Source organism: Streptomyces sp. NPDC088387 (genome assembly GCF_044753385.1).
Classification (GTDB): domain Bacteria; phylum Actinomycetota; class Actinomycetes; order Streptomycetales; family Streptomycetaceae; genus Streptomyces.
Genome location: NZ_JBIVNC010000020.1, coordinates 59,929 through 71,919, shown reverse-complemented (window position 1 = coordinate 71,919; position 11,991 = coordinate 59,929). Strand labels below are relative to the sequence as shown.

Below are 11,991 nucleotides of genomic sequence, written 5' to 3'. Positions count from 1 at the left end.
CACAACTCCGCGGAAGGACACCCCCACCATGCCCCCCAGGACCGCCCTGGTCACCGGAGCCGGCCGCGCGGCCGGACTCGGCTTCGCCGTGGCCCGCCGCCTCGCCGAACTCGACCACCATGTCGTCCTCACCGCACGCGATCCCGCCGCCGTGGAACCCCTCGCCGAGCGACTGCGCCAGGAGGGCCACGCGGCCACCGCCCTGCGCCTGGACCTGTCCGACCGGGCGAGCATCGACGAGGTGGCGGACCACCTCACCCGGACGTTCGACCAGCTCGACGTGCTCATCAACAACGCCAGCGCCATGCCCGACTTCAGGACCCTCTCCGCGCTCGACGCCGACATGGACACGGTGCGCTCCGCGATGGACGTCTCGGTGATCGGCCCCTGGGCCCTGACCCAGGCGGTACTCCCCCTGCTGACCGCCGCGCCCGCGGCCCGCATCGTGAACGTCTCCAGCCTGGCCGCCCAGCAGATCGCCACCGGCTTCGACCTGGGCGCCCCCTTGCGCTCCCCGGCCTACTCGATGGCCAAGTACACCCTCAACGCCCTCACCGAGGTCCTGGCCCGCGCCCTCGCGGACACCCCGATCCTCGTCAACGCCGTCGACCCCGGCAACACCGCCACCCACCCCGAACGCGACGACCCCGAAGACCGCCCCGCGTCCGAAAGCGCCGAGGACATCACCCGCGCGGCCACCCTGAGCCCAACCGGCCCCACAGGCCAACTCTTCAGCCGGGAACACCCGGTGCTCTGAGATCCGGCCCGGCGCAGGTGCCCGATTCCCCACGCTCAGGGCAATACGGCCCACTCCCAGCGCCCTGCGCAAGAAGGCGCCCTTCGGGCCGAGTCGGCTCAGCCCAGGAAGCTCAGCCGGACCTTCCTGTCAGGGTTGTCCTTGTTGGTGTCCACCAGGCATACCGACTGCCATGTGCCCAGTTCCAGGTGGCCGGAGAGGACCGGGAGGGTGGCGTGGGGTGGGACCAGGGCCGGGAGGACGTGGTCGCGGCCGTGGCCGGGGGTGCCGTGGCGGTGCTGCCAGCGGTCGTCCGCCGGGAGGAGGGTGTGCAGGGCCGCGAGGAGGTCGTCGTCGCTGCCCGCGCCCGTCTCGATGACGGCGATGCCGGCCGTGGCGTGCGGGACGAAGACGTTGAGGAGTCCGTCCCGGCCGGCCGCCACCTCGTTCAGGAAGGCCTCGCAGTCCCGGGTGAGGTCGTAGACCGTCTCCGCCGAACCGGTGGAGACGTGCAGCACACGGGTCGTGAACGCAACTGACATGGGTCCATCCTGACCCATCCGCCGGGCTTCACGCTGCCGCGGCCATCCGGTGTGCGATACGGATGGTCCATTCCGCGAGACGCCCGTTGACCGTGGGCACGCCATCTGGCTACTTTCATCGGCATGTTGCGTTCAGCCATGCTCACCACGCGCGGTCACATCGACCTGCTGCGGGTGGCCTCCGCCGCGTGTTGTCGCGGCTGCTGACGCCTTTCTTCTGACTTCCGCCTCGCCCCACCCGTACGTTCGGGCTGCTCCCACGCCCCCGTGACGTCACGGCCGTAGCGCGTGCGCTTCCCCGTTTCCGGTCGCTCCCCGCCGATCCGACCCGACGCTCCTCCACCCCGCTTCTGCCCTGGAGCCCTCATGAGCATCAGCCATGCCCCTCCCGACTCACCCGAGCCGGATATTTCTGATATATCCGGTCCGCGTGACGACTACCTGACCAAGACGGCTCCCTCCGGATCGGATGCCGGCAACGTCCCGCACGTCTCCGCCGAACCCACCCTCGAACCGATCCTCCCCGCCTCCTCCCGGCGCACCCGCGTCCCCCGCTGGCTGCGCCGCACCTCCGGCCCCGTCCTGCTGGTCGTCCTGTGGCAGATCCTCAGCGCCACCGGTGTGCTGACCGCCGACGTACTCGCCTCGCCGGGGCGGATCGCCGAGGTCGGATGGGACCTCGTCCAGGACGGCTCGCTGCCCACCGCCATGGGCACCTCGCTGCAACGCGTCGCCGCCGGGCTGCTGTTCGGGACCCTGATCGGCACCGGACTCGCCCTGGTCTCCGGGCTGTTCCGGGTCGGCGAGGACCTGGTGGACGCGTCCGTGCAGATGCTGCGGACCGTGCCGTTCGTCGGTCTGATCCCGCTGTTCATCATCTGGTTCGGCATCGGCGAGACCCCGAAGGTCGCCATCATCACGCTCGGCGTGACCTTCCCGCTCTACCTCAACGTCTACGCCGGAATCCGCGGAGTCGACTCCCAGCTCATCGAGGCCGGCGAGTCCCTCGGCCTGTCCCGCTGGGGCCTGGTGCGGCACGTGGTGCTGCCGGGAGCCCTGCCCGGCGCGCTGACCGGGCTGCGCTACTCGCTCGGTATCGCCTGGCTCGCGCTGGTCTTCGCCGAGCAGGTCAACGCCGACTCCGGGATCGGATTCCTGATGGTGCAGGCCCGCGACTTCCTGCGCACCGACGTCATCGTGGTCTGCCTCGTCGTCTACGCCTTCCTCGGCCTGCTCGCCGACTTCATCGTCCGCTCCCTCGAAAGGCTGCTGCTGCAATGGCGACCGACCTTCACCGGCCGGTGAGCACGCCGGCCGCGGTGCACGTGGCCGGCCTCACCCGCTCCTTCGACGGCCGTGCCGTCATCGACAACCTCGAACTGGACGTCCAGCCCGGCGAGTTCGTCGCCCTGCTGGGCCGCAGCGGCTGCGGCAAGTCGACCCTGCTGCGGATCCTCGCCGGGCTTGACCGGGACATCGAGGGCACCGTGCTCGTACCGCGCCGCAGGGGTGTCGCCTTCCAGTCACCCCGGCTGATGCCGTGGAAGAGGGTGTGGCGCAACGTGGTGCTCGGCCTCCCGGGCCGTCCCGAACGGGCCCTCGCCGAACGGGCGTTGACCGAGGTGGGCCTGGAGAAACTCGCGGGCGCCTGGCCCAAGACACTGTCCGGCGGCGAGGCCCAGCGCGCCTCACTCGCGCGGGCGCTTGTGCGCGAACCCGATCTGCTGCTGCTCGACGAGCCGTTCGGCGCGCTGGACGCACTCACCCGGATCAAGGCGCAGCGCCTGGTGGGCGAGTTGTGGCAGCGACGCGGTTGCGCGGTACTGCTGGTCACCCACGACGTCGAGGAGGCCGTACTGCTGGCCGACCGGGTCCTGGTCATGGACGGCGGTGTCATCGCGCACGAGCAGCGCGTCGACCTCGACCGGCCGCGTGACATCGCCGACCCCCGCTTCGCCGAACTGCGCACCGGGCTCCTCGAACGGCTCGGCGTCGACACCGCCGTAGCCGCCGCCTGAACGGGCCGGCGCACCCCACCTCCCCCGCACCCGCACCCGCACCCGCACCCGCACCCGCACCCGCACCCGCACCCGCACCCGCACGGCATACGTCCCCGACCCCTCAAGCACTCCAACGCACATGAACGGATCCGTCATGCGACGACGTCTTCTTCCCGCCGCTCTGCTGCTCCCGCTCGCCCTGCTGGTCTCCGCCTGCGGCGGCAACTCCGCGGCCAGCACCTCGTCCGGAGGCGGCACGGACGGCAAGGGTTCCCTCACGCTCAACGTCGGTGACCAGAAGGGCGGTTCGGAGGCGGTGCTGCGGGCCGCCGGTGAACTCGACGACCTCGACTACCGGATCAAGTGGTCCACCTTCTCCTCCGGTCCGCCACTGCTGGAGGCCGTCAACGCCAAGGCCGTCGACATCGGCGGGGTCGGCAACACCCCGCCCGTGTTCGCGGCGGGCGCCGGTTCGAAGATCACGGTGGTGGCGGCCTGGCACGGCACCTCGCAGGGCGAGGCGGTGCTGGTGCCCAACGGCTCCAAGCTGACCAAACCGGAGCAGCTCAAAGGCAAGTCCGTGGCGGTGGCGCAGGGTTCGTCCGCTCACTTCCAGCTGATCGCCTCCCTGAAGGAGGCCGGGCTCACGCTCGGCGACATCAAGGTCAAGTACCTCCAGCCGGCGGACGCGCTGGCCGCGTTCACCAGCGGCAAGGTCGACGCGTGGGCGGTCTGGGACCCGTACACCTCGCAGATCCTCAACGGCAAGCAGGGGCGGGTGCTGACCACCGGGGACGGGGTCGTCAACGGTCTCAGCTTCCAGGTGGCGGCGCCGGGCGCGCTCGCCGACCAGGACAAGTCCGCGGCGATCAAGGACTACCTGGACCGGCTGCGCCGCGCCCAGGACTGGGTCTACGACCATCCGGAGGAGTGGGCGAAGGTGTGGGCGAAGGACACCGGACTGCCCTACGAGGTGGCGCTGGCGTCCGTGAAGCAGACCAACGCCTCCCGGGTCCCCGTCGCGGTCGACGAGCCGCTGATCAAGTCCGAGCAGGAGATCGCGGACGCCTTCACCGCGCTGAAGCTGATCCCGGACAAGGTCGACTTCTCGAAGTACGTCGACGACCGCTTCAACGGCGATCTGCCGCCCTCGACCACCGCGCCGCGCTTGTACAAGGAGTCCTGACATGACCGTCCGTCTCCACTGGTTCCTGCCGACGGGCGGTGACGGCCGCACCCTCGTGGACCGGCACGCCTACGCGTCCAACGACCTCGGCGCGGCCCGCAGGGTCAGCGGTGTGCGCGCCCCCGACATCGAGTACCTCGCCCAGATCGCGAAGGCGGCCGAGCAGCTCGGTTTTGAGGCCGTGCTCACGCCCACCGGCACCTGGTGCGAGGACGCCTGGCTGACGACGGTCGCGCTCGCCCAGCACACCGAGCGGCTGAAGTTCCTGGTGGCGTTCCGGCCGGGCGTGATCTCGCCGACGCTGGCCGCGCAGATGGCGGCGACGTACCAGCGCGTGACGCGGGGGCGGCTGCTGCTCAACGTCGTGACCGGCGGCGACTCCACCGAGCAGCGCCGGTTCGGCGACCACCTCGACCACGACCGGCGGTACGCCCGCACGGACGAGTTCCTGACGGTCGTCCGCGGGGTGTGGCAGGGCAAGCCGTTCGACTTCGACGGCACGCACTACCAGGTCGAGGGCGGGCTGGCCGCGCTGCCGCCCGACCCGGTGCCGCAGGTCTTCTTCGGCGGGTCGTCGCCGGCGGCGGGGCCGGTCGCGGCGCGGCACGCGGACGTGTATCTGACGTGGGGCGAGCCGCCGGCGCAGGTGAAGGAGAAGATCGACTGGATCCGGTCGCTGGCCGAGCGGGAGGGCCGGGACGTCCGGTTCGGTGTACGGCTGCACACGATCTCCCGGGACTCCTCGGCCGAGGCGTGGGCGGTGGCGCACCGGCTGCTCGACGATCTGGACCCGGACACGATCGCCGCCGCGCAGTCGGCGCTGGGGCGCAGCGAGTCGGTGGGGCAGCAGCGGATGCTGGCCCTGCACGGCGGTTCGCGGGACAGCCTGGAGATCCACCCGAATCTGTGGGCCGGGGTCGGGCTGGTCCGCGGTGGTGCGGGGACCGCGCTGGTCGGCAGTCACGCCGAGGTCGCGGATCTGATCGAGGAGTACCACGCGCTGGGTGTGGAGCACTTCGTGCTGTCGGGCTATCCGCATCTGGAGGAGGCGTACTGGTTCGGGGAGGGTGTGATTCCGGAACTGGCCGGGCGCGGGCTCCTCGACCGCGCGGCCGGGGCGGGCGGCGGTGCGCCGCTGCTCGTCGCGAGCGGACGCTGACGCCGGGACTGAGGACACACGGAGGCGTGGTGGGCCGGGAAGATCCACGGCCCTCACGCCGTTGGTAGAAGCGTGAACAACACGCGTGAGGTCGAGGTGGTTGTCGCGGGCGCTGGACAGGCCGGTCTGTCCAGCGCCTTTCACCTGCGCCGCGTCGGCTTCGAGCCGGAGCGCGACTTCGTGGTCCTGGACCACTCCCCCGGTCCGGGCGGCGCCTGGCAGTACCGGTGGCCCTCCCTGACGTACGGCAAGGTGCACGGGATGCACGCGCTGCCCGGCATGGAGCTGACGGACGCCGATCCGGCGCGGCCGTCGTCGGAAGTCATCCGCGAGTACTTCGCCGCTTACGAGAAGCGCTTCGACCTGCGGGTGCGGCGGCCGGTGGACGTCCGGTCCGTACGGGAGGGCGAGGGCGGGCGGCTGCTCGTCGAGACGTCCGACGGCGACTGGTCCACGCGGGCGCTGATCAGCGCGACCGGCACCTGGGACCGGCCGTTCTGGCCGCGCTACCCGGGCCAGGAGACCTTCCGGGGACGGCAGTTGCACACCGCGCAGTACTCGGGGCATCCGAAGGAGTTCGCGGGGCTGCGGGTGATCGTGGTGGGCGGCGGCGCCTCGGGGACCCAGCATCTCCTGGAGATCGCACCGTACGCGGCGGCCACGACGTGGGTGACACGCAGGCCGCCGGTCTTCCGCGAGGGGCCGTTCACCGAGGAGTTCGGCCGGGCCGCGGTCGCGCTCGTGGAGGAGCGGGTGAAGCAGGGGCTGCCGCCGCGGAGTGTGGTGTCGGTCACCGGTCTGCCGCTCAACGACGCCATCCGCGAGGGCATCGCGGACGGGGTCCTGGACCGGCAGCCCATGTTCGACCGGATCACACCGGACGGGGTGGAGTGGGCGGACGGGCGGCGCGTGGACGCCGACGTCATCCTGTGGGCCACCGGGTTCCGGCCGGTCATCGACCATCTGGCGCCGCTGCGGCTGCGGGGTCCGGGCGGTGGCATCCAGCTGGAGGGCACCCGCGTGGCCGCCGATCCGCGGATCCATCTCGTCGGCTACGGCCCGTCCGCCAGCACCATCGGTGCCAACCGGGCGGGCCGCGCGGCCGTACGGGACATCAGACGGCTGCTGGCCGGGGAACAGCCGGTCGCCGTCTGACGGCCCGGCGCCCGGCCCTCGACCGTCCGACGACCCGTCACCCCACCGTCGGCCGTCCGACGTCCGGTCGCGCCGCCCTCACTTCTGCGACGGCTGCGGGCTGCTCGGACTGCTCGTCCGCTGGTGGGCGTTGAACTCCGCGACGTTGCGCTGGTGCTCGGCGTAGTCGGCGGTGAAGCGGGTGTCGCCCGGCTTGACCGTGACGAAGTACAGCCAGTCCCCGGGCGTCGGACTGATCGCGGCCTTGACGGCCTCCTCGCCCGGGTTGGCGATCGGCGTGGGCGGCAGCCCCATGCGCTGGTACGAGTTGTAGGGGCTGTCGATCCTCGTGTCGCCGATCGTCGTCTTCAGCGTGGACCGGTTGAGCGCGTAGTTGATGGTGGAGTCCATCTGGAGCGGCATACCGCGTTCCAGCCGGTTGAAGACGACCCGGGCCACCTTGCCCATGTCGGCGGTGGTCGCGGCCTCGGCCTGGACGATGCTGGCGATGGTGACGGCCTGATAGACGTTCATGGCGTTGCGCTGGGCGCCCGCCGCGATGGGCGCGCCGTTGAACTTCCTGTTCGCCGTGTTGGCCATCTGCGTCAGCAGCGACTCGGGGGTCGATCTGTCGTTGAGGGGATACGTCGCCGGGAAGAGGTAGCCCTCCGGGTTGCCCTCGGCGTCGTTCGGCAGCTTCAGCTGCGCCTTGCCGAGGGATTTCTTGGTGGTACCGGCCGGGAGGGCGAGGGCCTTGTCGACGGCCGCGTAGATCTGGCTCGCGCGCCGGCCCTCGGGAATCACCAGTGCGGTGGGCTCGGCCTTCTCCTCCTTGTCCAGGGACAGCAGCGGCACCGCCACGGCGGTGCCGGCCACGACGGCCCCGGTCACGATGAGGGCGATACGGCCCCTGCGCGTCAGTCGGATCGTGCTCCATGGCGGAGTGTTCGTCTGCATGCGGGCACGGTAACCCGCATATCGCCATAAACCCGGCATATCTTCATCTTGTAGGCTCCAGTCGGGCGTCCCGGCGGACCAGGGCCGCGTACCGCCCGTCGAGCTCCAACAGCTCCTCGTGCGTGCCGCGTTCCGCCACCTGGCCCCCGTCGAGGACCACGATCTGGTCGGCACCCCGAATGGTGGACAGCCGGTGGGCGATGGTGAGAGTGGTGCGGCCCGCCGACAGCGCGTCGATGGCCTCCTGCACGGCGTGCTCGGTACGGGTGTCCAGCGCGCTCGTCGCCTCGTCGAGGATCAGCACCGGCGGATCGCGCAGGATGGTGCGCGCGATGGCCAGCCGCTGCTTCTCGCCGCCGGAGAACCGGTGCCCCCGCTCCCCCACGACCGTGTCGTAGCCGTCGGGCAGGGACGCGATGTGGTCGTGGATCTGCGCGGCGCGCGCCGCCCCGTACAGCTCCTCGTCCGTGGCGTCGGGCTTCGCGAAGCGCAGGTTGTCCGCGACCGAGGCGTGGAAGAGGTACGTCTCCTGCGAGACGACCCCGATGCCACGGGCGAGGCTGTCGAAGTCGAGGGCGCGCACGTCGACCCCGTCGAGGGTGACCCGGCCGCCCGTCACGTCGTACAGCCGCGGCACCAGATGACCCAGGGTGGACTTGCCGGCGCCGGTCGGGCCGACGACCGCGAGGCTGCTCCCGGCGGGGACGGTGAGGTCGATGCCGTCGAGGATGGGCCTGCTCTGGTCGTCGTAGCGGAACTCCGCCTTCTCGAGGCGGACCTCGCCCCTGATCCGGTCGAGGTGGACCGGACGGTCCCGCTCGGTGATGTCGATGGGCAGGTCGAGGTACTCGAAGATGCGCTGGAACAGGGCCAGCGAGGCCTGGATCTGGACACCCGTGCCGAGCAGGCTCACCGCGGGGCGGAACAGGCCCTGCTGGAGCGAGACGAACGCGACGATGGTGCCGATGGAGATGTCCGGGCCGCCGGAGTGCAGGGCCAGGCCCGCGGTCCAGTAGATGACGGCCGGCATCGCGGCCATGACGACCGTGATGACCGCCATCCGCCAGCGTCCGGCCATGTTGGAGCGGACCTCCAGGTCGACCAGCTGCTCGGACTCCTTCGCGAAGGAGTCGGTGAGCGAGTCGGAGCGGCCCATGGTGCGGCCGAGCAGGATGCCGCTGACCGAGAGCGACTCGGTGACCGTGGCGGCCATCGCGGCCATCTGCTTCTGGCGCTGGGTGGTGATCTTCCGGCGTTCGTTTCCCACGCGGCGGCTGATCCAGACGAAGACCGGCAGCAGGACCAGCGAGACGACCGTCAGGCGCCAGTCGAGGGCGATCATCGCGACGATGGTGGCGATCACGCTGGTCGCGTTGGACACCAGGGACGTGGCGGTGGAGGTGACGGTCGCCTGCATGCCGCCGATGTCGTTGGCGATGCGGGACTGCACCTCGCCCGTGCGGGTGCGGGTGAAGAAGGCCAGCGACATGCGCTGGAGGCGGCCGTAGACGGCGGTGCGCAGGTCGTGCATGACGCGCTGGCCGACGGTGGTCGAGATCAGGGTCTGGAGCACACCGAAGACGCTGGTCAGCACGGCGCTCAGGATCATGCCGAGGGCGAGCAGACTGAGCAGGCCGGTGCGGCCCTGCGGGATCGCGGTGTCGAGGATCGCCTTGAGCAGGAACGGGGTGGCCACGGAGACCAGGGAGGCGGCGCCGACCAGCAGGCCGACGACGGCGAGGCGTCCGCGGTAGGGACGGAAGAGACTCAGGATGCGGCGGACCTGGCGGGGCTGGTTCTCGTCGTCGGCGTGCTGCTTCCCGGCCGGGTCGGGGCCACCGGCGGACGGGGTTCGCCGGGATTCACGGTCACCTTCGGACCAGGTCCGGGTGAGGTCTTTGTCGGGGCGCATGTGCTCCTTCGGAGGGGTGTGGTGATGTCGGGCGGAGCCTAGCTCATTGTTACCTATACTCACAATGAACATAGTGCTGATATTGTTCCCGCATGACCTCCCCCGATCCCGACGGCCTGCTCGCCGAGCAGCTGCTGCGGCTCACCCGCCGGGTGCACCGCATCCAGAAGCGCCATCTGGAACAGCGCGCGCTGGGCATCACACCGGCCCAGTCCCGGCTCCTGCGCACGCTCGCGCACTTCCCCGCGCCGCCGCGGATGGCCGATCTGGCGGAGCGGCTGGAGGTGGTGCCCCGCGCGGTGACGACACTGGTCGACGGCCTTGAGGCGAACGGCAAGGTGCGCCGGGTCCCCGACCCGCACAACCGCCGGGTCATCCGGATCGAACTCACGGACGACGGACACAAGGCACTGCGCGCGCTGCGGGAGGCGCGGCGGTCCGCGGCGGAGGAGATCCTGGCGCCCCTGGGCGCGGAGCAGCGCGAGGTGCTGGGCGGGTTGCTGGACACGCTGGTCGACGGGGGGCCGGAGGTGTCGGCGGGGCGGGAGTGCTGAGCCCTTGCCGGGAGCGGCGCCGGGTGCGGCGCCGGGTGCGACTGCCACGCCCGGTGGGATCGGGGTTCGGCGTGGCAGCCGCGGGTGGAGCGGATGCTGCGGGTGGTGCGAGGGCGCGCGTCAGCAGCGCAGGCGGTTCTCCGTCACCACTCCCTGGACCGTGGTGAGCGCCCGGTCGTAGCAGCCGGCCGACCCGTACAGCCGGTAGCGCTCGCTCGTGGTGCCCACCGCGTGGCGCTGGTCGCGCGGCACGTTCGCGGTGTACGTGGCGTCGCCGGTGTAGGTGTCGTCCAGCCGCGACCAGCCGGTCGTCCGCCCGTCACGAGACGCGGTGACGGTGGCACGGTCGGCGAGCGTGAGCACGGTACGGAGCCGGTCCCCGGCGCCCAGGGTGGTGGTGCCGTCCATGGCGTACGTCCGGTGCGTGCGCGTGGTGCGCGCCGGTCCGCGTCCGTCCACGGTGACGGACTCGCTGTCCGTCCAGGTCGCGTCGAGGGCATCGGTGCTCTCGCCGTCGGTCCAGCGGTGGACCGAGGTATTGGTGAGCGAGCGGCTGACGGTGGTGGAGACCCGGCCGTGCGAGGTGTTGACGTACCCGGAGACGGACAGCCGGTGCGCGCCCTCGGTGTTCAGACGGTGTTCCGAACCGGGTTCGTACGTCGAGGAGTTGGCCAGGTCGCCGACCTTGTGCCCGGTGAGCGCGCCGGTGACGCGGTCGCTGCCGGAGTCCTGCCAGACGAGGACGTTGACCGGGGTGCTCCAGCCGCTCTGCCCCTCGGGGACGCCCGCGACGGAGACCTCCACGCGGTGCGCACGACCGTCGTTCAGCAGGCCCGCGAACGGGGTCAGGTCGTACTCGACCGGCTTCACGTCGAAGGCACGCGGGCCCGGGACGACGTACCAGAGGAACGGGTTGGACCAGCCGCCGGTCCACACCGTCGGAAACGGCGCCGCGATGCCGGCGAGCCGCCCGTCGATCCGCAACTGCACCTCGCGGTACGGGCCGGTGTCCGCCTTGCAGGAGTACGGGGCGGCGGCGGGCACGGTGAGATACCAGTACTCCTCGCAGCCGCCGCCGGAGCCGGTGGCGTACACCTCGGCGACGATCCGTTCGCTGTTGCGCGGGGTGGTGAGGCTCGTTCCCCCGGTGAGGGTGAGGACACGGTCGGGCGTGGCCTGCCGGGCGGCGGCACCCTCGTAGAACGTCAGGGTGACCTTGACGTCGATGATGCCGGTGTACGTCTCGTCGACGACGTTGCCGATCAGCATCTCGACGTCGTGCGCGCCGCGGAGGGTGTCGCGGTAGCGCGTGACGTCCTTCTCGACCGACCACTCGATGCCGTCGGGGGACGGCTGCGGTGTGGAGGTACGGAGGATCTCGACGCCGCCGAGGTGGAGGTACCCGAGCCGGTCGTACTGGCGTCCCTTGACGTTGCCGTCGAGCCGGAGCACCACCTTGCTCCAGTCGTCGCCGCAGCCGTCCGGCGGGGTGTACCGGCCCCGGTACGGCGTGAAGTCCCTGAACTGCGCCTCGGCCAGAGTGACTTGGCAGGACTTCACGTCGGGCCTGGTGATGGGCGGGGTGGCGGTCAGGGGGTCGTGCCAGTCGGTGCCGAACTCGGCGGGGGCTTCGGGGGTGGGGGCGGCGGTGGGCGCGGTGGTGGCCGCCGCGGGGGCCGCTCGGAGCGTGGGGGCCGCGGGGGCCGCCTGGGCGGCTGGGGTCGTGCCGAGGAGGGTGCCGGCCGCGAGGGTCGCTCCGGCGAGCAGGGACACGAGCAGACGTCTTGTCATGCACGTGTTCTACGGGGCGG

Annotated in this window: 12 protein-coding genes; 8 read left to right on the top strand and 4 right to left on the bottom strand. The window is 71.3% G+C overall.

The genetic code is table 11. The annotated features are described in order from the left end of the window. Positions 1-28 precede the first annotated feature (28 nt). Positions 29-757: an SDR family NAD(P)-dependent oxidoreductase gene (locus tag ACIQAC_RS36850; protein WP_402199204.1), complete on the top strand. Its 729-nt coding sequence runs from the start codon at positions 29-31 to the stop codon at positions 755-757. A 98-nt stretch (positions 758-855) separates the two neighbouring features. Here ACIQAC_RS36850 and ACIQAC_RS36845 read toward each other — a convergent pair whose 3' ends face one another. Then, positions 856-1,278: a YjbQ family protein gene (locus ACIQAC_RS36845; RefSeq protein ID WP_402199203.1), complete on the bottom strand. Its 423-nt coding sequence runs from the start codon at positions 1,276-1,278 to the stop codon at positions 856-858. Positions 1,279-1,401: 123 nt separating this feature from the next. Between ACIQAC_RS36845 and ACIQAC_RS36840 the strand changes: the two genes are divergently transcribed. From ACIQAC_RS36840 to ACIQAC_RS36815, 6 genes are all read left to right on the top strand, one after another. Continuing rightward, complete coding sequence (locus tag ACIQAC_RS36840; protein ID WP_401533603.1) at positions 1,402-1,485, top strand: putative leader peptide; 84 nt, start codon at positions 1,402-1,404, stop codon at positions 1,483-1,485. A gap of 159 nt (positions 1,486-1,644) precedes the next feature. After that, positions 1,645-2,583, top strand: coding sequence for an ABC transporter permease (locus ACIQAC_RS36835; RefSeq protein WP_402199200.1), 939 nt, complete (start codon positions 1,645-1,647; stop codon positions 2,581-2,583). Beyond that, positions 2,556-3,296: an ABC transporter ATP-binding protein gene (locus ACIQAC_RS36830; RefSeq protein WP_402199198.1), complete on the top strand. Its 741-nt coding sequence runs from the start codon at positions 2,556-2,558 to the stop codon at positions 3,294-3,296. Before ACIQAC_RS36835 ends, ACIQAC_RS36830 begins: the two co-directional genes overlap by 28 nt. Before the next feature lie 136 nt (positions 3,297-3,432). Beyond that, positions 3,433-4,464, top strand: a complete 1,032-nt coding sequence (locus ACIQAC_RS36825; protein WP_402199196.1) for an ABC transporter substrate-binding protein — start codon at positions 3,433-3,435, stop codon at positions 4,462-4,464. Between the two features lies 1 nt (position 4,465). After that, positions 4,466-5,623 carry an LLM class flavin-dependent oxidoreductase gene (locus tag ACIQAC_RS36820; RefSeq protein WP_402199194.1) on the top strand — a complete coding sequence of 386 codons (1,158 nt, stop codon included), beginning with the start codon at positions 4,466-4,468 and terminating at the stop codon, positions 5,621-5,623. Positions 5,624-5,695: 72 nt separating this feature from the next. Next, positions 5,696-6,778: an NAD(P)-binding domain-containing protein gene (locus tag ACIQAC_RS36815; protein ID WP_402199193.1), complete on the top strand. Its 1,083-nt coding sequence runs from the start codon at positions 5,696-5,698 to the stop codon at positions 6,776-6,778. Positions 6,779-6,856: 78 nt separating this feature from the next. Here the strand turns inward: ACIQAC_RS36815 and mltG are convergent, their stop codons facing one another. Further along, the gene (mltG, locus tag ACIQAC_RS36810; protein ID WP_402199192.1) at positions 6,857-7,714 is read right to left on the bottom strand and encodes an endolytic transglycosylase MltG; all 858 of its coding nucleotides are present in this window, start codon (positions 7,712-7,714) and stop codon (positions 6,857-6,859) included. Between the two features lie 43 nt (positions 7,715-7,757). After that, positions 7,758-9,626 (bottom strand): ABC transporter ATP-binding protein, encoded by a 1,869-nt coding sequence (locus ACIQAC_RS36805; protein WP_402199189.1) that lies wholly within the window; start codon positions 9,624-9,626, stop codon positions 7,758-7,760. Between the two features lie 92 nt (positions 9,627-9,718). Here ACIQAC_RS36805 and ACIQAC_RS36800 point away from each other — a divergent pair, with 92 nt between their 5' ends. Beyond that, complete coding sequence (locus ACIQAC_RS36800) at positions 9,719-10,180, top strand: MarR family winged helix-turn-helix transcriptional regulator (RefSeq protein ID WP_402199187.1); 462 nt, start codon at positions 9,719-9,721, stop codon at positions 10,178-10,180. Positions 10,181-10,300: 120 nt separating this feature from the next. Here ACIQAC_RS36800 and ACIQAC_RS36795 read toward each other — a convergent pair whose 3' ends face one another. Then, positions 10,301-11,971 (bottom strand): peptide-N4-asparagine amidase, encoded by a 1,671-nt coding sequence (locus ACIQAC_RS36795; RefSeq protein WP_402199185.1) that lies wholly within the window; start codon positions 11,969-11,971, stop codon positions 10,301-10,303. Positions 11,972-11,991: the final 20 nt, after the last annotated feature.